Annotated in this window: 12 protein-coding genes and 1 pseudogene; 9 read left to right on the top strand and 4 right to left on the bottom strand. The window is 72.3% G+C overall.

Translation table 11 applies throughout. The annotated features are described in order from the left end of the window. Window positions 1-40 precede the first annotated feature (40 nt). Both JK363_RS14985 and JK363_RS14980 read left to right on the top strand, forming a co-directional pair. Window positions 41-11,344: a type I polyketide synthase gene (locus JK363_RS14985; protein WP_201875361.1), complete on the top strand. Its 11,304-nt coding sequence runs from the start codon at window positions 41-43 to the stop codon at window positions 11,342-11,344. A 32-nt stretch (window positions 11,345-11,376) separates the two neighbouring features. Beyond that, the gene (locus JK363_RS14980; protein ID WP_201875360.1) at window positions 11,377-12,135 is read left to right on the top strand and encodes a thioesterase II family protein; all 759 of its coding nucleotides are present in this window, start codon (window positions 11,377-11,379) and stop codon (window positions 12,133-12,135) included. Between the two features lie 86 nt (window positions 12,136-12,221). Here JK363_RS14980 and JK363_RS14975 read toward each other — a convergent pair whose 3' ends face one another. Beyond that, window positions 12,222-13,577, bottom strand: a complete 1,356-nt coding sequence (locus JK363_RS14975) for a cytochrome P450 (protein ID WP_372444763.1) — start codon at window positions 13,575-13,577, stop codon at window positions 12,222-12,224. Between the two features lie 310 nt (window positions 13,578-13,887). Between JK363_RS14975 and JK363_RS14970 the strand changes: the two are divergent. Beyond that, a pseudogene (locus JK363_RS14970) lies at window positions 13,888-14,076 on the top strand (acyl carrier protein); the annotation flags it as partial. A gap of 84 nt (window positions 14,077-14,160) precedes the next feature. On the opposite strand, the gene JK363_RS14965 reads toward JK363_RS14970, so the two are convergent. Further along, a complete protein-coding gene (locus tag JK363_RS14965) occupies window positions 14,161-15,300 on the bottom strand; it encodes an RNA polymerase sigma factor (RefSeq protein WP_201875390.1) in 1,140 nt (379 codons plus the stop codon). Continuing rightward, complete coding sequence (locus JK363_RS14960; RefSeq protein WP_201875359.1) at window positions 15,297-15,716, bottom strand: YciI family protein; 420 nt, start codon at window positions 15,714-15,716, stop codon at window positions 15,297-15,299. The genes JK363_RS14965 and JK363_RS14960 overlap by 4 nt, the downstream gene beginning before the upstream one ends. Window positions 15,717-16,356: 640 nt before the next feature. Here JK363_RS14960 and JK363_RS14955 point away from each other — a divergent pair. From JK363_RS14955 to JK363_RS14930, 6 genes are read left to right on the top strand one after another with little or no spacing between them, the layout of a single operon-like run. Continuing rightward, on the top strand, window positions 16,357-17,547 hold the full coding sequence (locus JK363_RS14955; protein ID WP_201875358.1) for a M16 family metallopeptidase: 1,191 nt from the start codon (window positions 16,357-16,359) through the stop codon (window positions 17,545-17,547). Then, the gene (locus tag JK363_RS14950) at window positions 17,544-18,338 is read left to right on the top strand and encodes a hypothetical protein (RefSeq protein WP_201875357.1); all 795 of its coding nucleotides are present in this window, start codon (window positions 17,544-17,546) and stop codon (window positions 18,336-18,338) included. Before JK363_RS14955 ends, JK363_RS14950 begins: the two co-directional genes overlap by 4 nt. Next, a complete protein-coding gene (locus tag JK363_RS14945; RefSeq protein WP_201875356.1) occupies window positions 18,335-19,411 on the top strand; it encodes a nucleotidyltransferase family protein in 1,077 nt (358 codons plus the stop codon). The genes JK363_RS14950 and JK363_RS14945 overlap by 4 nt, the downstream gene beginning before the upstream one ends. Continuing rightward, window positions 19,408-20,397, top strand: coding sequence for an ABC transporter ATP-binding protein (locus tag JK363_RS14940; RefSeq protein WP_201875355.1), 990 nt, complete (start codon window positions 19,408-19,410; stop codon window positions 20,395-20,397). Before JK363_RS14945 ends, JK363_RS14940 begins: the two co-directional genes overlap by 4 nt. Next, window positions 20,394-21,158 carry an ABC transporter permease gene (locus tag JK363_RS14935; protein WP_201875354.1) on the top strand — a complete coding sequence of 255 codons (765 nt, stop codon included), beginning with the start codon at window positions 20,394-20,396 and terminating at the stop codon, window positions 21,156-21,158. Before JK363_RS14940 ends, JK363_RS14935 begins: the two co-directional genes overlap by 4 nt. Window positions 21,159-21,183: 25 nt before the next feature. Then, on the top strand, window positions 21,184-21,987 hold the full coding sequence (locus tag JK363_RS14930; RefSeq protein WP_201875353.1) for an ABC transporter permease: 804 nt from the start codon (window positions 21,184-21,186) through the stop codon (window positions 21,985-21,987). A gap of 106 nt (window positions 21,988-22,093) precedes the next feature. On the opposite strand, the gene JK363_RS14925 is transcribed toward JK363_RS14930, so the two are convergent. Next, the gene (locus JK363_RS14925; RefSeq protein ID WP_201875352.1) at window positions 22,094-22,903 is read right to left on the bottom strand and encodes a histidinol-phosphatase; all 810 of its coding nucleotides are present in this window, start codon (window positions 22,901-22,903) and stop codon (window positions 22,094-22,096) included.

The raw sequence follows: 22,903 nt of genomic DNA, 5'->3' as shown, positions 1-22,903 counted from the left end.
GCCACCCCACTTGCTTGACGTTCCCTGGAGTAGAAACGGCATGGACAACGAGGACAAGCTCCGGTACTTCCTCAAGCGGGTCACCGCTGACCTGCGCGAGACACGTCGCCGGTTGCGCGAGGTCGAGGAGGGCGAGCAGGAGCCGATCGCGATCGTCGGCATGAGCTGCCGCTACCCCGGCGGTGTGCGCTCCCCCGAAGGGCTGTGGGAGCTGGTCGCGAACGGCCGCGACGGCGTGACGGCGTTCCCCACCGACCGAGGATGGGGTGACGTCGAACTGTCCGACCCCGAGGACCCCGACCGGGTGTTCCGCACCGAGGGCGGGTTCCTGCACGACGCGGCCGAGTTCGACCCCGGCGTGTTCGGGATCTCGCCGCGTGAGGCGCTGGCGATGGACCCGCAGCAGCGGTTGCTGCTGGAGACCTCCTGGGAGGCGTTCGAGCGGGCCGGGATCGACGCGTCGTCGCTGCGCGGCAGCAGGACGGGCGTGTTCGCGGGCGTGATGTATCACGACTACACATCGCGGCTGCGATCGGTACCGGAGGGGCTGGACGGCTTCCTCGGCACCGGCAGCTTCGGCAGCGTCGCCTCCGGCCGCGTGTCGTACACGTTCGCCTTGGAGGGGCCCGCCGTCACGGTGGACACCGCCTGCTCGTCCTCTCTGGTCACGCTGCACCTGGCGGCGCAGGCGCTGCGGTCGGGCGAGTGTGCGCTCGCCCTCGCGGGCGGTGTCACCGTGATGGCGACCCCGCACACATTCATCGGCTTCAGCAAGCAGCGCGGCCTCGCCACGGACGGTCGGTGCAAGTCGTTCTCCGAGAGCGCCGACGGCACCGGCTGGGGCGAGGGCGCCGGCATGCTGCTGCTGGAGCGGCTGTCCGACGCCCGGCGCAACGGTCACCCGGTGCTGGCGGTCGTGCGTGGTTCGGCGGTGAACCAGGACGGTGCGTCGAACGGCCTCACCGCGCCCAACGGCCCGTCACAGCAGCGCGTGATCCGCCAGGCGCTGGACAGCGCCGGACTGACCGCGGCCCAGGTCGACGTGGTCGAGGCGCACGGCACCGGCACCACGCTCGGCGACCCGATCGAGGCGCAGGCGCTGCTGGCCACCTACGGCCAGGACCGCGGTGGTGAGCCGTTGTGGCTGGGGTCGGTGAAGTCCAACATCGGTCACACCCAGGCGGCGGCGGGTGTGGCGGGCGTGATCAAGATGGTGATGGCGCTGCGGCACGGTGTGCTGCCGCCGACCCTGCACGTCGGCGAGCGCTCCCGGCACGTCGACTGGTCGGCGGGCGCCGTGGAACTGCTGACCGAGGCGCGGCCGTGGCCGGAGACGGGGCAGCCGCGCAGGACGGCGGTGTCGTCGTTCGGCATCAGCGGCACCAACGCGCACGTCGTCCTCGAGCAGGCCCCGGCCGAGGCCGCCAACGACGTCGAGGACGCCGACGACGAGCAGGGCGAGCCTGTCTCCCCCGTCCTGGCCGACGCGGTGCCGTGGGTGCTGTCCGGCAACGACCCCGCCGCGCTGCGCGAGCGCGCCGCCGCCCTTCTGTCCCACCTGGACGGTGGGGACGCCTCGGCGGTGGACGTCGGCTACTCGCTCGCCGCGAGCAGGACCGCGCTGGAGCACCGGGCCGCCGTTGTCGGCGCGGACCGCGCGGAGTTGCTGCGCGGGCTGGAGGCCCTGGCCGCCGGTGGCGAGGCGCCGAACCTGGTGCGCGGCATGGTGGGTTCGCGCGGCAAGCTCGCGTTCCTGTTCAGTGGACAGGGCAGCCAGCGGGTGGGCATGGGCCGCGCACTGTACCGGGAGTTCCCCGTGTTCGCGCAGGCGCTGGACGAGGTCTGCGCCGGTCTGGACCCGCATCTGGACCGGCCGCTGCGGGACGTGCTCTTCGCCGAGCCCGGCACCGAGGCCGCCGACCTGCTCGACCTGACCACCTACACACAGCCCGCGCTGTTCGCGATCGAGGTGGCGCTGTTCCGCCTCGTCACGGCGTGGGGCCTCGCCCCGCAGTTCCTCGCGGGCCACTCCATCGGGGAGTTGGCGGCGGCGCATGTGTCGGGCGTGTTCTCCCTCGCCGACGCGTGCACGCTGGTCGCCGCCCGCGGCAGGCTGATGGGGGCACTGCCCGAGGGCGGAGCGATGCTGTCGCTGCGCGCGGACGAGGACACCGTCCGGCGCCTGGTCGCCGAGCACGGCGGCGCGGTGGACGTCGCGGCGGTCAACGGACCCGAGTCCACGGTGATCGCGGGCGACGCCGACGCGGTGGCCGCCATCGACAGCGCGTGGCGGGAGCGCGGCGGGAAGACCCGGTATCTGCGGGTCAGCCACGCGTTCCATTCGCCGCACGTGGACGCCGTGCTGGAGGACTTCCGCGCCGTCGCCCGGAGTGTCGCCTACGGGACGCCGGTGATCCCCATCGTGTCCACGCTGACCGGCGCCGTGCTGACCCCGGAGCGGGCGCGCGACCCGGAGCACTGGGTGCGCCATGCCCGCGAGGCGGTGCGGTTCCTCGACGGTGTGCGGTGCCTGCGCGAGCGGGGCGTCACCAACTTCCTGGAGCTGGGCCCCGACGCGGTGCTGACCGCGATGGGCCGCGACTGCGTCGACGAGGGCACGCTGCTGGTGGCCGGGGCGCGCGCGAACCGGCCCGAGGGCGCCACGCTCACCTCGGCGGTCATGGCCCTGCACGTGCGGGGCGTCGCCCTGGACTGGCAGGCGGTGTTCGCGGGACGTGGCGCCCGGCGGATCGACCTGCCCACGTACCCGTTCCAGCGCACCAGGTTCTGGCTGGACGCGGGCGCGCAGGTGTGGGACGTGGCTTCGGTGGGCCTGCGGCCCGCCGACCACCCTCTGCTGGGCGCCGCGGTCACCCTGGCCGACGAGGAGGGTGCCCTGCTCACCGGCAGGCTCTCCCTGGCCACCCACCCGTGGCTGGCCGATCACACCGTCGGGGGCGTGGTGCTCGTGCCGGGCACCGCCCTCGTGGAGCTGGCGATCAGGGCCGGCGACCAGGTCGGTCTCGACCAGGTCGAGGAGTTGACGCTGGCGGCGCCACTGGTCCTGCCGGAGGACGGCGCGGTGCGGCTCCAGGTGTCCGTCGGCGCGCCGGACGAGTCGGGGCGCCGCGCGCTGAGCGCCTACGCGCGGCCCGACGACGCGCCCGACGATCAGCCGTGGACGCGGCACGCCGTCGGCACGCTCGCGGCGGGTGCCGAGGTCCCGGCCGCCGATGGGGAGGTCTGGCCGCCCGCGGGGGCCGAGCGGATCGACACCGAGGGCCGCTACGACGACCTCGCCGCGTCGGGACTCGGCTACGGGCCCGCGTTCCGCGGTCTGCGCGCGGCGTGGCGGCGGGGCGACGAGGTGTTCGTCGAGGTGGAGCTGCCCGACCGGGACACCGCGGGCTCCTTCGGGCTGCACCCCGCGCTGCTCGACTCCGCGTTGCACGCCATCGGGCTCGGCGGCTTCGTGGCCGACGCGGAGCGCCTGCATCTGCCGTACTCCTGGCGCGGGGTGCGGCTGCACAGCGGTGGCGCGTCCGCGCTGCGGGGGCGGCTGTCCCCGGCGGGCGCCTCGGGTGTCGCGATCGCCCTGACCGACGGCACGGGCGCCCCCGTCGCCTCGGTCGAGGCACTGTCGCTGCGGCCCCTGACGGCGGACGGGCTGGGCGGCGACCGGCTGGACTCACTGTTCCGGGTCGACTGGGCGCGGGTGCGGCCCGCCGCCCCGACCCCGGCCCGCTGGGCGGTCCTGGGGGACGGGCTCGGTCAGGCGGACACCTCCGAGCCGGTCCGCGCGTACGCGGACCTGGCCGCGCTGGGGGAGGACGAGGTGCCGGACCTCGTGTTCGCCCCCGTACCCGCGGCCGCGGGCACCGCGGAGGCCGCGTACTGGGCGCTGGCACTGGCCCGGACCTGGCTCGCCGACGATCGGTTCGGCGCGGCGCGGTTGGTGTTCGTCACCACCGGCGCGGTGGCGGCGGGCCCCGACGAGGACGTTCCCGACCTGGCCAACGCGCCGGTGTGGGGCCTGGTGCGCGCGGCGCAGGCCGAACACCCCGGCCGGTTTGTGCTCGTCGACGTCGACCGGGCGGCGGCCGCGATCCACGCGCTGCCGGGCGCCGTCGCGACCGGTGAGCCGCAACTGGCCCTGCGGTCCGGTGAACTGCTGGCGCCGCGGCTGGTGCGGGCCCGTCCCGCGGAGTCGGAGGGGCCGGGCTTCGGTGACGGTCCGGTGCTGGTGACCGGTGCGAGCGGCATGCTCGGCGGGTTGGTGGCACGCCACCTGGTGGTACGGCACGGGGTGCGACGGCTGGTGCTGGCGAGCCGGCGCGGCCACGTCGGCGCACTGCACGACGAGTTGACGGAGCTGGGTGCCGAGGTCACCACGGTGGCCTGTGATGTGGCGGACCGCGACGCGGTGGCGGCACTGCTGGCCGAGCACCCCGTAACAGCCGTCGTGCATGTGGCCGGTGTACTGGACGACGGTGTGATCGGCTCACTCACGCCGGAGCGGATCGACACCGTGTTCCGGCCCAAGGTGGACGCCGCCCGGCATCTGCACGAACTGACCCGCGAGCTGGACCTGTCGGCGTTCGTGCTGTTCTCCTCCGCCGCGGGCACCTTCGGCAACCCCGGCCAGGGCAACTACTCGGCGGCCAACGCCTTCCTCGACGCGCTGGCCCAGCACCGGCACACCCAGGGCCTGCCCGCGACATCGCTGGCGTGGGGCCTGTGGGCGGACACCAGCGGCATGACCGGCGAGCTGGCCGAAACCGACCGCGGCCGCCTGGGCCGGGCCGGTGTCGCCGCCCTGTCCGCCGAAGAGGGGCTGCGGCTGTTCGACGCCGCCATCGCGCTGCCGTCGGCCGTGGCCGTGCCCATTCGGCTGGACCTGGCGCCACTGCGGGCGCGCCCCGAGGCCGTCCCCGCGCTGCTGCGCGCGCTGGTGCGCACGGCGCGCCCCGAGGCCGCCAAGGACGACGGGAGCCTGGCGGCGCGGATCTCGGCGCTGCCGGAGGACGAGCGCCTCCCGGTGCTGCTCGACCTCGTGCGCACGTCCGTCGCCGCCGTGCTCGGTCACGCGTCCGCCGCGGAGGTGGAACCGGAGCGGGCGTTCGGCGAACTCGGCTTTGACTCCCTCACGGCGGTCGAGCTGCGCAACCGGCTCGACGCGGCCACCGGGCTGCGCCTGCCCGCGACGCTGGTCTTCGACTACCCCACGCCCTTGGCGCTCGCGGGTCACCTGCACTCCGCGCTGCTCGGCGGCGACGAGGCACGGACGGCGACCGCCCGCACCACCATCGCCGAGGACGAGCCGATCGCGATCGTCGGCATGAGCTGTCGCTATCCCGGCGGTGTGCGCTCCCCCGAGGAGCTGTGGGAGCTGGTGGCGAACGGCCGTGACGCGATATCCGACTTCCCGGACGACCGGGGCTGGGATGTGGAGTCGCTCTACAGCCCGGACCCCGAGGACACCGGCACCAGCAGCGTCCGGTCGGGTGGTTTCCTCTACGACGCCGCTGAGTTCGACCCGGTGTTCTTCGGCATGTCGCCGCGCGAGGCGCTGGCGGTCGACCCGCAGCAGCGGTTGCTGCTGGAGACGTCGTGGGAGGCGTTGGAGCGGGCCGGTATGGACCCGAAGTCGTTGCGGGGCAGTGCGACCGGCGTGTTCGCGGGCGTGATGTACAACGACTACGCCTCCCGGCTCCGGCGTGCTCCGGAAGGTTTCGAGGGCCAGCTCGGGATCGGCAGCTCGGCCAGCGTCGCTTCCGGCCGGGTGTCCTACGTGTTCGGTCTTGAGGGCCCCGCGATGACCGTGGACACGGCGTGCTCGTCGTCGCTGGTGGCGATGCACCTCGCGGCTCAGGCGCTGCGCTCGGGTGAGTGCTCGCTCGCGCTCGCGGGCGGTGTGACGGTGATGTCCAGCCCCGCGACCTTCGTGGAGTTCAGCAGGCAGCGGGGGCTGGCCCCGGACGGGCGCTGCAAGGCGTTCTCCGACAGCGCCGACGGCACCGGCTGGGGCGAGGGCGTCGGCATGTTGGTGCTGGAGCGGCTGTCGGACGCGCAGCGCAACGGCCACCGGGTGCTGGCGGTCGTACGGGGTTCCGCGGTCAACCAGGACGGTGCGTCGAATGGTCTGACGGCGCCGAACGGGCCCTCGCAGCAGCGGGTGATCCGGCAGGCCTTGGCGAACGCGGGTCTGGCACCGTCCGATGTGGACGCGGTCGAGGCACACGGCACCGGCACCACGCTCGGCGACCCGATCGAGGCGCAGGCGCTGCTGGCCACCTACGGCCAGGACCGCACCGGTGAGCCGTTGTGGCTCGGGGCGCTGAAGTCGAACGTCGGCCACACCCAGGCCGCGGCCGGTGTCGGCGGCGTGATCAAGATGGTGATGGCGATGCGGCACGGTGTGCTGCCGTGCACCCTGCACGTGGATGAGCCGTCGTCGCATGTGGACTGGTCCGCGGGCGCGGTTGACGTACTGACGGAGGCCCGGCCGTGGCCGGAGGTGGGCCGCCCGCGCCGGGCGGGAGTGTCGTCGTTCGGTGTGAGCGGCACGAACGCGCATGTTGTGCTGGAGCAGGCGGCTGACGAGGCCCCGGTCGTTCCGTCGTCGGTGTCGGGGCCGGCTCCTCTGGTTCTGTCCGCGCGTTCGGAGGGCGCGCTGCGTGCCCATGCCGCCCAACTTGCCGGTGCCGGTGCTGCCGAGGGTTTGGTGCCGGTGGAGGTGGCGGACGCTTTGTTGTCACGGTCGGTGTTCGAGCACCGGGCTGTGGTGGTGGCGGGTGGTACGGAGGCGTTGGCGGCGGTGGCTCGGGGGGCCGAGTCGGCCCGCGTGGCGGTCGGGGTCGCGCGACCCGCCGGGAAGGTGGCGTTTGTCTTCCCCGGTCAGGGTTCGCAGTGGCTGGGCATGGGGGCCGCGCTGGCTGAGTCGTCGCCGGTGTTCCGCGCCTCACTCGATGCCTGCGCCGACGCTCTCGCTCCGTATGTGGACTGGTCGTTGGAGGATGTGCTCGGCGATGGTGCCGCGTTGGAGCGGGTGGATGTGGTGCAGCCGGCGCTGTTCGCGGTGATGGTGTCGTTGGCCGCGCTGTGGCGCTCCTACGGTGTCGAGCCGGATGCGGTGGTGGGGCACAGTCAGGGTGAGATCGCCGCCGCGCACGTCGCGGGCGCGCTGTCGCTGGACGATGCGGCCAAGATCGTCGCGTTGCGCAGCAGGGCGTTGTCGGAGTTGTCGGGTCAGGGTGGCATGGTGTCGCTCGCGGCCACGGTCGATGACGCGAGTGAGCGGATCGCGCGGTGGGGCGGGCGGATCTCGGTCGCCGCCGTCAACGGCCCCGGCTCGGTGGTGGTGGCGGGTGACGCCGACGCACTCGACGAGCTGGTCGAGTCGTGTGCCGCCGACGATGTGCGGGCCCGCCGGATCCCCGTCGACTACGCCTCCCACTCGCCGCATGTCGAGCTCATCCAGGAGGCGTTGGCGAGTGCGCTGGCCGGAGTGGAGGCCAAGGCCGCCCAGGTGCCGATGGTGTCCACCGTCACCGGGGAGTGGCTGACCGGGACCGAGGTGGGTGCGGACTACTGGTACCGGAACCTGCGGGAGACGGTGCGGTTCGAGGACGCTACGCGCGGTCTGCTGGACCGGGGTGTCGGTGTGTTCATCGAGTGCAGCCCGCATCCTGTGCTGGCCTTCGGGGTGCGGGAGACTCTGGACGCGACCGGTGGTGACGCCGTGGTCGTCGATACGCTGCGGCGGGACGACGGCGACCTCGACCGGTTCCTGCTCTCCGCCGCCGAGGGGTACGTGGCGGGGCTGCCCTTCGACTGGCGTGCTGTGGTGCCTGCCGGGCGGCGCGTGGACCTGCCGACCTACCCCTTCCAGCGCAAGCGCTACTGGCTGGACGCTCCCCGTGACCTGAGCTTCGACGAAGCGGCCGGTGGTCTCGGCCTGGCGGGCGCGGACCACCCGCTGCTCGGCGCAGCCGTGGACCTCGCCGACGAGCAGGGCCTCGTGTGCACCGGCAGGCTGGGCACGGACACCCACCCGTGGCTCGCCGACCACGCCGTCGCGCAGATGACCCTCCTGCCCGGCACGGCGTTCGCGGAACTCGCGCTCGCCGCGGGCGGCAGGCTCGGCCTGGACGAGGTGGAGGAGCTGACGCTGGCCGCACCGTTGGTGCTGCCCGAACGTGGCGGGGTGCGACTGCGGGTGACGGTCGGCGGCGACGACGGCTCCGGCCGCCGCACGCTGAGCGTCGACTCCTGCCCGGACGCCCCGGTCGCCGACCCCGAGTGGACCCGGCATGCCACCGGTTTCCTCACCACCGGAGCCCCCACCCACCCGGCCGCGATCACGCAGTGGCCGCCCGCCGGAGCCGAGCCCGTCCACATCGACGGCCTCTACGACGGTCTTGAGGAGGCCGGGTTCGGGTACGGGCCCGCCTTCCAGGGCCTCCGGGCGGCATGGCGCGGCGAGGGCGCCGTGTACGCCGAGATCGAGCTGGACGAGGCCCAGCACCGGGACGCCGCGTCGTTCGGGCTCCACCCGGCGCTGCTCGACGCCGCGCTGCACGCGTGCATGCTCGGCGGCCTCGTCGAAGACGCCGGTCGCCCCCGGCTGCCGTTCTCCTGGAGCGGCGTCCGATGGCACGCGACCGGTGCCACCACGGCGCGGGTCCGGCTCACGCCGGCCGGACCCGACGCCGTGACCCTGGAACTGGCCGACGCACAGGGGCACCCCCTGGCGACGGTCGCATCCCTCGTGCTGCGGCCGATCGCCGCGGACCAGTGGGGTGCGCGCCACCGCGAATCGCTGTTCCGGCTGGAGTGGGTGGCCGCACCGACCCGTGCGGCCACCCCCGCTCCTGCCCGCGGTTGCGCTGTTGTCGGCCCGGACGACCTGAAGGCCGGGGCGGGCCTCGCCGCGTCCGGCATCGCCGTCGAGGAGCACCGCGACCTCGCGGCCCTCGCCGAGGCCGGGGTGCCGGAGCTGGTCGTCGTTCCGTGCGCCGAGGACGACTCGGAGCCGGTCTCCGCCGCCCGCACCGCCGCGCTCCGCGCGCTGCGGCTTGCTCAGGAGTGGCTGGCCGACGACCGGTTCCTCGACTCCCGCCTCGTCTTCGTGACCCGCGGGGCCGTCGCGACCGGGCCGGGCGAGGACGTGCCCGACATCGCCAACGCGACGGTGTGGGGCCTGATCCGGTCGGCGCAGTCCGAGAACCCCGACCGGTTCGCGCTGGTCGATGTGGACGCGCAGGACGCGTCCTGGGCGGTGCTGCCCGCCGTTCTCACCGGTTCCGAGCCGCAGTTGGCGGTGCGCGCCGGTGACCCGCTGGTGCCACGTATCGCACGATCCGGGCCGTCCACGACGGAGTCCCCCATCGCGTTCACGCCCGACGGCACCGTCCTCGTCACCGGAGCCACCGGCATGATCGGCGGCCTGGTCACCCGGCACCTGGTGACCGACCACGGCGTCCGGCACCTGGTGCTGGCCAGCCGCAGCGGTGCCGCCGCGCCCGGAGCCGACGACCTGCGTGCGGAACTCGCCGATCTCGGCGCCCATGTCACGCTCGCCGCCTGCGACGTCACCGACCCCGCCGCGCTGGCGGATCTGCTGGCCTCGGTGGCCTCGGACCACCCGCTGACCGGCGTGGTGCACTCGGCGGGCGTGCTGGACGATGGTGTGATCGGCTCGCTGACGCCTGAGCGGATCGGCAGGGTGTTCCGGCCGAAGGTCGACGCGGCGTGGCATCTGCACGAGCTGACCCGCGATCTGGACCTGTCGGCGTTTGTGCTGTTCTCGTCGGTCTCGGGCATCCTCGGCGGCCCCGGCCAGGGCAACTACGCGGCGGCCAACGCGTTCCTCGACGCGCTCGCCCACCACCGCACGTCGGCCGGGCTGCCCGCGACATCGCTGGCGTGGGGCCTGTGGGAGACGGCCAGCGCGATGACCGGCGGAATGGTGGAGACCGACGTGGAGCGGATGTCCCGCACCGGTGTCGCAGGCTTGACCGAGGAGCAGGGCCTCGCGCTGTTCGACCTCGGGTGCGCGGCGGGTGACGCGGTCGTGGTGCCGATGCGGCTCGACGCCGGTGCCTTGCGCGGCGAGCCCGACGAGGTGCCCGCGCTGCTGCGCGGCCTTGTGCGCCCGCGAGCCACCAGGGCGGCCGACGCGGGCGAGGAGCGGTTGGCGCAGCGGCTGGCCGGGCTGACGGAGGAGGAGCAGGAGCGGGAACTGCTGCGGCTCGTCCGGGACCAGACAGCGGCCGTGCTCGGCTTCTCGCCGGACGAGCTCGATGTCTCCGGCGCCCTGACCCAGCTCGGCCTGGACTCCTTGACCGCGCTGCAACTGCGCAACCGGCTCGCGGGCGCGACCGGGCTGCGTCTGCCCACCACCGTCGTGTTCGACCAGCCGACCGGTCCGGCGCTCGCCGGGTATCTGCGGCGCGAACTCGCCGCGGGGACGGGGGACGCGTCTGTCGCGCCCGCCGCCTTGCCGGTCGAGGACACGCTCACCGGCCTGTACCGGCAAGCCTGCGAACTCGGGCTGTACGAGGAGGGGTGGCAGATGGTGAACGCGGCCGCGCTGCTGCGGCCGGTGTTCGGGGCGCCGGAGGAGGTGGCCGCACTGCCGCCGATCACGCTGGCGACCGGGTCGGGAACCCCGCTGCTGTGCTTCCCGCCGACGATGGCGCCCTCCGGCCCGCACTACTTCGGCCGGTTCGCCCCCGTGTTCGCGGGCGAGCGCGACGTGACCGTGCTGCCCAACCCCGGTTTCGCGGCGGGGGAAGCGCTGCCCGCGACCAGGGAGGCGGTCGTCCGCTTCCAGGCCGAGGCCGTCCGGAGGCAGGCGGGCGACCAGCCCTTCGTGCTCCTCGGCTACTCCTCGGGCGGGTGGATGGCCAACGCCGTCGCCGCGCTGCTCGAACGGCAGGGCAGGGCACCGGCGGCGGTGGTACTGGTGGACACCTACACCGCGACCACCTCGTTCGAGGGCCGGCTGGAAGCGGCGTTGAGGAAGCGTGCGTCCACCAGCGAGGCGTTCGAGCTGCTGACCGGTGCGCAGCTGACCGGGCAGGGCGGCTATCTGCGCGTGTTCGGCGACTGGGAGCCCGAGCCGATCGAGGCGCCGACGCTGTATGTGCACGCCACCTTCCCGCCGGGGGAGTCGGCGGCACTGGAGACCGAGGACGCCTGGCAGCCCGAGTGGCCGCACCCGCACGAGGACGCCGACGTCCCCGGCGACCACTTCACGATCCTGGAAGACCACTCGGAGTCGACGGCGCTCGCCGTGCGGGCCTGGCTGAGCGACAGCCGAGGCGACAACCCCCTCTGAGTACAGCAACAACGGGAGAATGGACAATAAACATGGCAGTTGCCGACGCCAGTGACCTCTGGCTCCGCCGGTTCCACCCCACACCGAACGCCCCGGTCCGGCTGGTGTGCTTCCCGCACGCGGGCGGATCGGCGAGCTTCTACTTCCCTGTCTCGGCCGCGCTGGAGAACGACTGCGACGTCGCGACCCTCCAGTACCCCGGCCGCCAGGACCGGCGGACCGAACCGAACCTGGACGACATCGGTGTGCTGGCCGACCGGATCGCGCCGGTGGTGGCGCCGCTGTTCGACCGGCCCGTGGTGTTCTTCGGGCACAGCATGGGCGCGATCATCGCGTTCGAGGTCACGCGCAGGCTCCAGGGGCGTCGCCACACGCCCGCGATGCTGTTCGCCTCCGGCAGGCGCGCACCGTCCACGCACCGCGTGGAGATCGTCCACCAGCGGGACGACGACGGGATCGTGGCCGAGCTGAAGTCCATGAGCGGCACCGATGCCCAGGTGCTCGGTGACGAGGAACTGCTGCGGATGGTGCTGCCCGCCATCCGCAGCGACTACCGCGCCATCGAGACATACGGTCCCGTGGACGCCACCGTCGACTGCCCGGTCACGGCCCTGGTGGGCGATGACGACCCGAAGACGACGGTCCGGGAAGCCGACGCGTGGCGTGCCCACACGACCGCCGCGTTCAATATCCAGGTGTTCCGCGGCGGCCACTTCTACCTCAGCCCGCGCGCGGCTGAGGTGATCGCGGTGATCCGCGAGGCGCTTCGCGGCGCCGTGGCCGCCCGATAGGCACGGGTGAACGGGGGGCCGGACGAGGAGATCGTCCGGCCCCCCGTTTCGCTGCGTGGTCGGTCGTGTCGAAGGTGACGGGCGCTCTATGAGCCCTCCGGAACGGGCGTGATGGAGGCGGGTGTCGGACCGTCCGGGCGGACGGTGATCCCGAAGAAGGCCGAGGCCGGGGTGGTGTGGAAGGAGGGGGTGAAGGCGGGCAGCAGGTGTTCCAGGAGCACGGTCGTCTCGCGCATGGCGAACTGCGCGCCCAGGCAGGCACGGGCGCCGAGCCCGAAGGGGATGTACGCGCCGTGCCGGGAGGAACGGCGGTCCTCGTCCCGCGCGATGAACCGCTCGGGGTCGAACCGCTCGGGCTCGGGCCACAGCGACGGGTCGCGGTGGGTGAGGTACGGGCACACGAAGATGTCGGTTCCGGCCTCGACGCGATAGCCGGCCAGGGTGTCGTCCTCGGTGGCGTGACGGGGCATCAGCCATGCCGGCGGATAGAGCCGCAACGTCTCCGAGGCGAGAGCCCGGATGGCCCTCGCGCGCTCGGGCGAGCCCGCGGCTCCCGCGTCCAGGGCCCGGCGGCGGGCTTCGGGATGACGGTCGAGCAGCAGATACAGCCAGGTCAGCGTGGTGGCAGTGGTCTCGTGACCGGCGGCAAGCAGGGTGACCAGTTCGTCGCGGATCAGCTGGTCGGTGTATGCGGGCCGGGTCTCTCCGGCGTCCACCAGGACGCGCAGCAGGCCGGGGCCCTCCGGTCCCGCCTCTCCTCGACGGGCGGCGGCGATCGCGTGTTCGGCGACGGCGTCGATCCTGGCGAGGTCCGCTGCCACGGCGGCCCGCAGTTCGGCCGCGTCGGCCGACGCGGAGGGGGTGGCCGGAAGGGCGGCGCCCACCGCCTCGACGGCGGCGAGTTCGCGGTTCGTGGTCTCGTCGAGGGGGTGGCCGGTGAGGGAGCGCCAGATGGTGTCCAAGGCGAAGAACCGCATGTCCTCGCCGACATCGGTCGGCGTGCCCGTACGGGCGCACTGTGCCCAGTGGTCGGCGGTGCGGCGCGCGGCGCCGACGATCCGCTGCTCGTAGCGAGCGATCCCCGCGCCGGTGAACTCGGCCTGGAGCAGACGGCGCTGACGCTTCCACGGTTCGCCGGTGGCCGCGAGCACCCCGTCTCCGACCAGCACGCGGGCCCGATGCGAGCGCTTGACGTAGCGGTCGGGATGCAGGGCCAGGACGTGCTGAACCGCCCCCGGGTCGGTGACCAGCACCGTGGGGCGCGAGCCGAGACGCACCGCGCTGACCCCGCCGAGCTCGCGCGCCTGGGCCAGCAGGTCGATCACCGCCCCCGAGGAGGAGCGCCACCGCTTGACGGCCGCCGGGTCGAGCTCCGGAGGCAGGGGCACGGCACCGGGCCCGGGTGACGGGACGGGGGCGCCTTGCGGGGCTGTGGTGGCCACTGTGCTCTCCTGCTCGATGACTGCGTGCGCGGACACGGGGGACGACGAAGGGCGGACCCGGTCAATGACTTCCCACCCGGCCTCCCCCGGCAAGCTACCCGACCGCCGGAAGGGTGCCGCTGCGCAACGCAGTTGAGCAACGAAGGCGTACGGGCGCCGCAGCGCGCGTTCCCTCGTCAGTGACCCGGATCGTCACGCTGCGGCCTCCCGCCCATCACCGTCTCCGGGAGCGGTAGTTCGGTCAGGTACAGGCGGCGGCGGGCGATGCGCCACTGGCCGTCCTCCTTGCGGAGCAGGTCGGCGGCCTGCCCCCGATCAGGACCTGTTCGGCTCCGGGCTGGTGTCGTCCATGTTCGCCATGCAGCTCATCGTCCATCTGGAGCAGGAGTACGGGATCCGGATCGTCGGAAAGGACCTGCGGCTGGACAACTTCCGTACCGTGCGGACGATGTCAGCCCTGGTCCTGCGGCTGCGCGGGGATACGGCGGCCGGGGGCGACGGCACGGGCCATGCCCGATCCACAGGCCGATCCGCGAACGCCATCGGCCGCGCTGGCGGAAGGCCGTGGCGCGGCCCATCAGCGTCACCGGCGGGCGTTGAGCCGGGCGGCCTGGCGCGTCAGGTAATCGCGCTCGGCGAGGTTGGGTGCGTTGTGGGCCGCCTCGGCGTACAGCCGTGCCGCCGTCGCCAGGTCGCCGTCGCGCTCGTGGAGGTACGCCGCCACCGCGGCGTGGCGGGGCACTGAGGGGTCCAGCGCCGCGAGCGCCGCCAGCCCGGCGCGCGGTCCGTCGGCCTCGCCGACGGCCACCGCGCGGTTGAGCCGGACGACCGGGCTGTCGGTCAGGCGCACGAGCTCGTCGTACCACTCGACGATCTGCACCCAGTCCGTCTCCTCGGCGGTGGGCGCGTCGGCGTGGAGTGCCGCGATGGCGGCCTGGGCCTGGAACTCGCCCAGCCGGTCGCGGGCGAGGGCCGCTTGCAGGATCTCGATGCCCTCGGCGATCGGCTTCGTGTCCCACCGGCCGCGGTCCTGTTCGGCGAGCGGTACCAGGCTGCCGTCGGGCGCGGTCCGGGTGGCGCGCCGGGCGTGGTGGAGCAGCATGAGGGCGAGCAGCCCCGCCACTTCGGGGTGGTCGATCGCGGCGGCGAGCTGCCGGGTGAGCCGGATGGCCTCGGCGGCGAGGTCGACGTCGCCGGAGTAGCCCTCGTTGAAGACCAGGTAGAGGACGCGCAGCACGGTGGCGACGTCGCCGGGCTGGTCGAATCGCACGCCGGAGACGGTGCGCTTGGCACGGCTGATGCGCTGCGCCATGGTCGCCTCGGGCACCAGGTAGGCCTGGGCGATCTGGCGGGTGGTGAGCCCGCCGACGGCGCGCAGGGTGAGCGCGACCGCGGACGACGGCGTCAGCGACGGGTGGGCGCACAGGAAGTAGAGCTGGAGCGTGTCGTCCACGGCGGGCGCGGGCCCGGGCGGCGGCTCCTCGTCGACGAGATCCTCACGCCGGCGGCGGGCGGCGTCCGCCCGGGTCGCGTCGAGGAACCGGCGCCAGGCCACGGTGATCAGCCAGCCCTTCGGATCCCGCGGCGGATCGGCGGGCCAGACGCGGACCGCCTCGACCAGCGCGTCCTGCACGGCGTCCTCGGCCGCCGCGAAGTCGGCTCCGCGGCGGACGAGGATGGCGAGCACGCTCGGCGTGAGGCTCCGGAGCAGGGCCTCGTTCATCGATGAGGGCACTCCGTGATGGTGGGCTGCGCGGCCAGGAACGGGCGGACCTCGAGCCACTCGTGAATCGGCTCCCCGCCCGCCCCGGGGGCGGCCGACAGTTCCCCGGCCAGCTCGATGGCGCGCTCGTAGCTGTCGACGTCGATCACCATCCAGCCGGCGATGAGGTCCTTGGTCTCGGCGAACGGACCGTCGGTGACCGGCGGGCGCCCCTCACCGTCGTACCGGACCCACATCCCCTCGGGGGCGAGCGCCTGACCGTCGACGAACTCGCCCGTCTTCTCCAGTTGGGCCGCGAAGTCCTGCATGTACTGCACGTGCGCCGAGATCTCCTCCGGCGTCCACTGATCCATGGGAACGTCGTTCACCGCGGCCGGGGCTCCGCGGTAGTGCTTCAGCAGCAAGTACTTGGCCATCGTGTTTCTCCTCGGTGCGGGTGCGACCCATGGTGGTCGCGTTCACCTCGGGGACGGAGCCGGTCACGGGTTCTCGACATCGCCGCCCGAATTTTTTTGTTGTTCAACGGCATCCATGGGAAACCATCACGGTAGGGCAAAGCCGTCGCCCCCGCACTTGTCGCCATGACAACGGTTCGCCGCAGGTCAGGGGCGTGCCAGACCATGGCCGGCTCGATTGCGGGTCGGCCGAGCTCGGCCTTCCACTCGTCGAGGGCCGCGGGGGCGTCCGCGTGTGACGGCCGAGGCGCGGATAGCCGCCGGGGGCACGAGGGGGTCGCGGGAAGGGACACCCTTCCCGCGACCCCCGGCAGTGCGTTCGGCAGTGCGTGCCAACTCTTTACTGGCCTTGGTTCCGCTGCGCGGAACGCCGCGCCGCAAATATTCGACCCGCTGGTAGAAAAAATCACGTGTCCGGTTCACCGGACCGGACTGTTCATTCGAACACAAAAGGAGCTCGGTATGACTCGCAACCACGTTTCCCTGCTGCGTCCGCGTCTGGACAAGATCAAGACGAAGTGACGCAAGGGCTGCCGCGGGGAGGCAGTTGCCTCCCCGCGGCAGCCCGCACAGCTGAGATCCGCCGGCCAAGGAGACGCCCATGACCATCGACCTGCGGCTGCCCGTGATGGCACTCACCGACGAACGGTTGCAGACCACCAGCTTCTGCCTCGCCGCCGCACACGGAGCCCGGGACGATCCCGCGACCGGCGGTGGCATCGCGCATCTGCTGGAACACCTGCTGATGTCGGCGCCCGTGACCGATGGCATCTCCTTCTGCGAACACGTCGAGCGCCAAGGCGGCCACGCCAACGCGCAGACCGGGCTGGACACCATCCTGTGCTACGCCCAGGTGCACGCGGACGACGCGGACCTCACCGCCGAACTCCTCCAGCGCACGGTGGGTGACCCGCAGTGGTCCCAGGATCTGCTGGACGGCGAGCGGAACGTGGTGTTGCAGGAGCTCACCGCCGCCGCCGCGGACCCCAGTGATGTGGTGCAGGATGCCTTCCTCGCCGATCTGTTCGGAGACCAGGGTCTCGGCCGACCGGTCGGAGGGATACCCGAGGAACTGGCGGCGCTGAGTCTGGATGATGTGCGGGCCGCCTACCATGACGGTTTCCTCACCGCCCCCATGACGCTGGTCGTGGTGGGGCCCCGCGTCCCGGAGCCACTGGTCGGCGCGCCGTCGGCCACCGCCGACGCGGCACGTCCCGCGTCGGCCGTTCCTGTCGCCCCCCGCAAAGAGGTGCCGCGGTGGCCACTCGACGAGGAGTTCTGCTGGGTCTGCTGCGGAGGGCTCGCACCGCGTGCGGGCGACCCGGACCGGCTCTCCTACCGCGTGCTGGCCAAGCTGCTCGGTTCCAGCCCGGCGTCGCTGTTCTACCGCGCCGCGCGCAACGAAAACGGCTTGTCCTACGCCTTCCAGGCGTGGAGCCGCGGTTACGCCGACACCGGGGTGTGGCGACTGCTCGCCGGTGTCGAGCCCCGTCATGCGGGCCAGTTGGTGGGCCTCGTCAAGCAACTACTGGACCAGATGGCCCATGTCGGGCCGACACCGGCCGAACTGGAGATCGCCCGTCGGCAGGCCTGCATGAGCATGGTGCTGGACTGGGAAACACCTCTGGAGCGCGCGAAGCTGGTGGCACAGCGGATCCGCGCGGGGCGCCCGGCCTGGTCGCTCACGCAGGAACTCAAAGAACTCGATTCCGTCACCGTCGACGACGTCCGCCGGGCCGCCGGACGGATCGCGGACGATCTGCGCATCACCGTCCGTCCGGAGCCACGATGACGGCCCCGGACCCTGGCTATCTCAAGGCCGCCGACGCCGCGGGTCTGCTGCACACTCTGGACGGTCACCGCTACGTCGCCGGAGCACACACCGATCCGGTCACCGGAGCGCATCAGACGCTGATCGAGTACGCCGACCGGGCACTGATCGAGGACCCCCGCCTGCTGGCCCGCCTGCGTGGGACGGACTCCTCCCCCGCCACCGCGATGGTGTTGCGGACACCGGCGGACCTGGAGTTGCCCGAGCCGTGGCGCCGGCAGATGACCTATGTGCAGCTGACCACTGTGGCTGAGTCCGCCGAGGACGAGGCCGTGGACGAGGCCGTGCGCGAATCCGACGCGGTGGGGGACGGCCTGGTCCGGGAGTGGCTCGTGCGGGCCTTCCAGACCGCCGGCGCCCAGACCGGGGCGCCCGTCTCCCGGGAGGCGGCCGCCCTGGAGGCCGCGGAGTCGGTGCTGGACCGGCCCGACCGGGTGTCCCTGCTGTACGTCCTGGAGGGGAAACCGATCGGCCATGCCACGCTGCTCACTGACACGGCGGACGAGGTGACCGGTCAGGCATGCAGCGAACTCGTCGATGTCCTGGTCGAACCGGGGCCGGCCCAGCGCGCCGCTCTCGCCGCACTGACCGCGGCGGCGGCGCACCGGGCCCACGCCGCCGGTCTGCCGCTGGTGGGCCACGTGGTCCATGCCGTGGAGGACGCGGAGCGGGACCACGCGACCCATGTGCTGAACTCCCTGGGCCGACGTGGGTGGGTGCCCACACACTGCTTCTGGCGGGCGGACTCGTGACGCTGCACCTGGACACGCTGCGGAGGCTGTACGGCCTCTCCCCCGACGACGGTGTGCGCGCCCTGGTGCGCGGGGCTCGCTCGTTCGCGCAGAGCCATACGCCGCTGGCGATCTCAGCGGCCGCCGCTGCCGGCGTTCCCATGGGCAGCGGCAGCCGGGACGAACTCCACCGCGCTCACCTGCGCGCAGCGGGGTACGCCGAACTGTTCGACGCGATGGCCGACGCGGCCGACATACGGACGATCAAGGGCCCCTCGCTGGCCGCGTACTATCCGGAATCGGTGGTGCGCCCCGTCGGTGATCTGGATGTGATAGCCGCATCCGAAGCGGATCTGTGGGCCGCGGCGCGTGTGGTGTGTGCCCGCAGAGACGTGGATACGATCGATCTGTCGCTCATTCCGCACGCCGACCAGAAACACGTACAACTGGGGCTGCTGTGGCCCACCGACGATCCGATGCTGGAGCGGGACCACAACATCGAGATCGGCACACTGCCGTACGCCGGTGATTTCGGCACGGTCCCGGCCATCCCCGAGCTGCCGTCCGATCCACGCCTTGCCGATCTGCTCGCCCTGGCCGAGGAGCGTTTCCAGCGTCCCTACTCCCCCAAGGACATACTGGACGTGCGTTTCCTGCTGGAGCGCACGGAGCTGGACCCCGTTGTCACCGCACGGCTCATCGCCGGTCACCGGCGTGCCCCGGAGCTGGTCGAACTGCTGGAGCTGGCCCGACCGCACGCCTCCGCGCCGGAGCTCACCGGTCTGCTCGAAGCACTGCGCGAACCGGCCGCACACGAGCGCGCGTTGCGGGAGAACACCCCCATCACCCGCTCCGATCCGCAACCGGTCGATGTCCGCGAACGCCTGGACGAGGGCCTGCCGGTGTACGGAATGGCATTGCGGCCGGACCCCCCGCAGGACCGCTCCGGCTGGCGGGCGGCGCGCCACGAGGTGGTGGACGGCAGCCATCTGCTGTGCACTCCGATCGGCGACTACCTGCTGGTCGGCGAGGCGACCGTGTCACACGAGAGTTACTCCGCCGCCATGGCGGCACTGACCCGGATCGAGGGATGAGCGACGTGGACGGTGTCGGCACCGCGGAGCCCGCGGTGGAGGTACGGGGGCTCGCGCGGGTGTATGACCGTGGCCGGGGCCGGAACTCTCGGCAGATCACCGCACTGGACCGGATCGATCTCACCGTGGCCCGGGGAGAGATACGCGGCCTTCTCGGCCCCAACGGCGCCGGCAAGACCACACTGTGCAAGATCCTTTGCACCGTGCTGCTGCCCTCCGCCGGCAGCGCCAGGGTCCTGGGTCACGATGTGACGGCGGACCCGGTGGCGGTCAAGAAGTCGGTGGGTGTGGTCTTCGGCGGTGACCGCGGGCTCTACGGCAGGCTGGACGCGCGTGCCAACCTCAATCTCTGGGGCGCGCTGCACGGTGTGCACGGTGCCGCGCTGCACCGCCAGGTGGACGCCTTGCTGGAACGGGTCGGCCTGGCCGATCGCGCCGAGGAGCGGGTGGATGGATTCTCGCGCGGCATGAAGCAGCGTCTGCACCTCGCGCGGGGCATGGTCGCCGATCCCCAGGTGCTGCTGCTCGACGAACCCACCAGCGGAATGGACCCGGTCGCCGCGCACGACTTCCGTTCCCTCGTCGAGCAATTGCGCCTCGAGGGGCGTACCGTGTTGCTGACCACCCACGACATGGCCGAGGCCGAGGCGGTGTGCGACCAGGTCACGCTGATGGACAAGGGAACACTGCTGGCAACCGAGCGCCCCAGCGAACTCTCCGCAGGGCTCAGCAGTCTCGAATCGGTGGAGGCGGAGGACGTACCGGAGAGTGCCGTAGGCGAGATCTCCGAACTGTCCGGGGTGGCCGACGTGAAGAGACTGTCGGCGGGACGGCTGCGGGTGGACACCGAGTCGTCCGACGTCACCCGGCAGGTGCTCCAGGTGCTGGTGAATGCCGGAGTCACCTCACTGGGCACGGTGCGGCCCAGTCTCGAGGACGTGTATCTGCACTACATCGGGCGGCGCGGGATGGCGGTGCGCTCATGAGGGTGTTCACCGCGGCGTTCCGGTTCCAGCTGGCGCTGGCCCGTCGTAAACCCGACACCGTTCATGTCCTGGTCACGGCACCGCTGTTCACGCTGGTCTTCGTCTCCATCGGAGTGCATGCGCACCGGCCTGACTTCACGGCGTCCGCGGTGCTCGCGCCCGTTCTGATGTCGCTGTGGTCACTGGCCCTGCTCACCGCCGGCGACCTGATCAGTCAGGACCGCAACCGTGGAACGCTGGAGGCGATCGTGGCGACTCCGGCCCGGTTCGCCACCGTGGTGCTGGGCAGGCTGACCGCGGTCGCCTCGGTCGCCCTGGTCTGTTTCGCCGAGTCGTGGCTGGTGGCGTGGTCGTGTTTCGGGGTGGTGCTGACCATCGCGCATCCGCTGGTGTTCGTGTCGTGTCTGGTGTGTTCGTCGCTGGCCATGGCGGGCACGGCGAGCCTGCTCTCCGCGGCGTTCGTCCTGATGCCCTCCGCCCGCGTGCTCCAGAACACCCTGACCTATCCGTTCTACCTGCTGGGCGGGCTGCTGGTGCCGGTGGCCGAGCTGCCCGGCTGGCTGCGTCCGCTGAGCCGCCTGGTGTTCCTGTCCTGGAGCTCGGATCTGCTGCGTGCCTCGGTTTCCGGTCCTGCCGGACACTGGTGGACGGCTCTGGCCGCCATCGTCGGACTGGGCGTGGCGGGTGCGGTATCGGGAGCGCTGCTGATCGGCGCCATCCTGCGCAGAGTCAGGCGCACCGGCACGCTTGCGCTGACATGAACCTCACCACCGACGAGGAGCCTCGTTGTCCGCATTGACCTCGTCCTTCCACGTGGTCCGCTACAGCGCCGCCAACGCGGTGGCCGACTTCCGCGCCACCTACACATGGCGGAGCTGGACCTTCGGCTGGCTGGGCCGGATGCTGGCTCAGGTCACCTTCTTCGCCACCATGGGCCTGGCCCTCCACTCGTCCGCCTCGGCTCACTACCTGGTCGTCGGCAATTCCGTGATGACCTGCGTGGTGGAGGCCATGACCGTCGTCACTTCCAGTGCCTGGGAGCGCCGGCAGGGAACGCTGCCGCTGCTGGCGGCCTCGCCCGCCCGGCTCATCTGGGTGTTCTTCGGCCGGAGCCTTCAGTGGCCGGTCAGCGGGACCGTCACGTCCCTGGTGGCGCTCCTGGGCCTGGGCCCGCTGTTCGGCGTCACCTGGTCACCGGGGCAGGTGCCGGTGCTGGTCGGGCTGGTCCTGCTCACCGCCGTGTCCACCTACTGCGTAGGGCTGTTCCTGGCCGCGTTCGTGCTGTCCGCGTCCAACGCACGGAACATCGTGTCCAACGTCGGCTACCTGGTGATGATGGCGATCTGCGGTGTGCAGGTGCCGGTGTCGTTCTGGCCCGACTGGGTGGGCGTGGTGGCGCAGTCCCTACCCCTCACCCACACGCTGGCCGCGGTCCGGGGTGTGGCCGCTCACGCCGGTGCGGGTGATATCGCCCTGCGCGCGGGCTGGGCGGTGCTGGCCGGCGCGTGCTGGCTGGGCGCGGCCGCTGTCGCGTTCACCAGGTTGCAGATACACGCCAGGCGGAACGGCCACTTCTCTTTCGCCGAGTGAGTCGACGTCCTGCCGAGTGGATCAAGGGCTCGCCGCCTTCCGGGCCACGCCCGGACGCCCCGGCCGGCCGGGTATGCGAGCCCGGACCGGCGGGGGCGGCGGAGCGTCAGGCCAGTGAGAGCGTGCGGGGCGTACCGCGCCGGAACACCGTCCAGGTGCGGAACCCGATGTCGTGGAGCACCCGGACCACCTCCGGGTACTGGTCGCAGACCCGCTCGGGAACGTGCGCGTCGGAGGCGAAGGTGATGGGCACTCCGAAGTGGTGTGCGCGCTCGAGGAGGTCGTGTTCGGGGTACCAGCCGCCGCACCTCTTGGTGTTGCCGGAGGTGTTGATCTCCATCACGGCGCCGGAGTCGCGGATCGCCCGGAGCATCTCGTCCGCCGCGGCGGGCGCCGGGACGGCCCCGAGCTTCGGGTGGTTGCCCTTGAGAGCGTCCACATGCCCCATGACCTGGAAGAGCCCGGAGCGGGCGCACTCCGCGATGGCGCGGAAGTACCGTCCTTTGACCGCGGCCAGTTCGCCGTCCTCGATGTTCTCCCAGCGGGTGGTGTCGAAGATGTCATGGCCCTCGAACATGTGGACCGAGCCGATCACATAGTCCAGCGGGTAGCTGCCCAGCGCCTTCGAGTAGGGGTCCATACGGCCCTGGAAGAAGTCCGCCTCGGTGGAGACGAGGATCTCGATGCTGTGGGCGAACTCCTCCTTGAGGGCGAGCGCTTCGGCGATGTAGGAGGGGAACTCCGACTTGGGCATCGCCACCGGGGGCAGCGCCTGGTCGGCTTCTTCAGCGAACATGGGGGTGTGGTCGGACAGGCCGAGGACCGTGACCCCCTTGTCCAGAGCGGCGATGACGTAGTCGCGCAGCGAACCGGTGGCGTGTCCGCACCGGTTGTGGTGGGTGTGAAGGTCGATCAC

This window comes from Streptomyces coffeae (genome assembly GCF_016741875.1).
GTDB lineage: Bacteria > Actinomycetota > Actinomycetes > Streptomycetales > Streptomycetaceae > Streptomyces > Streptomyces coffeae.
The sequence above is the reverse complement of the archived record's forward strand: the minus strand, read 5'-3'. Positions and strand labels throughout refer to the sequence as shown.

Bases quoted from the DNA above. Each gene is read 5' to 3' on its own strand.
- JK363_RS14985 (WP_201875361.1), top strand. From the start codon at position 41: ATGGACAACGAGGACAAGCTCCGGTACTTCCTCAAGCGGGTCACCGCT.
- JK363_RS14980 (WP_201875360.1), top strand. From the start codon at position 11,377: ATGGCAGTTGCCGACGCCAGTGACCTCTGGCTCCGCCGGTTCCACCCC.
- JK363_RS14965 (WP_201875390.1), bottom strand. From the start codon at position 15,300: ATGAACGAGGCCCTGCTCCGGAGCCTCACGCCGAGCGTGCTCGCCATC.
- JK363_RS14960 (WP_201875359.1), bottom strand. From the start codon at position 15,716: ATGGCCAAGTACTTGCTGCTGAAGCACTACCGCGGAGCCCCGGCCGCG.
- JK363_RS14955 (WP_201875358.1), top strand. From the start codon at position 16,357: ATGACCATCGACCTGCGGCTGCCCGTGATGGCACTCACCGACGAACGG.
- JK363_RS14950 (WP_201875357.1), top strand. From the start codon at position 17,544: ATGACGGCCCCGGACCCTGGCTATCTCAAGGCCGCCGACGCCGCGGGT.
- JK363_RS14940 (WP_201875355.1), top strand. From the start codon at position 19,408: ATGAGCGACGTGGACGGTGTCGGCACCGCGGAGCCCGCGGTGGAGGTA.
- JK363_RS14935 (WP_201875354.1), top strand. From the start codon at position 20,394: ATGAGGGTGTTCACCGCGGCGTTCCGGTTCCAGCTGGCGCTGGCCCGT.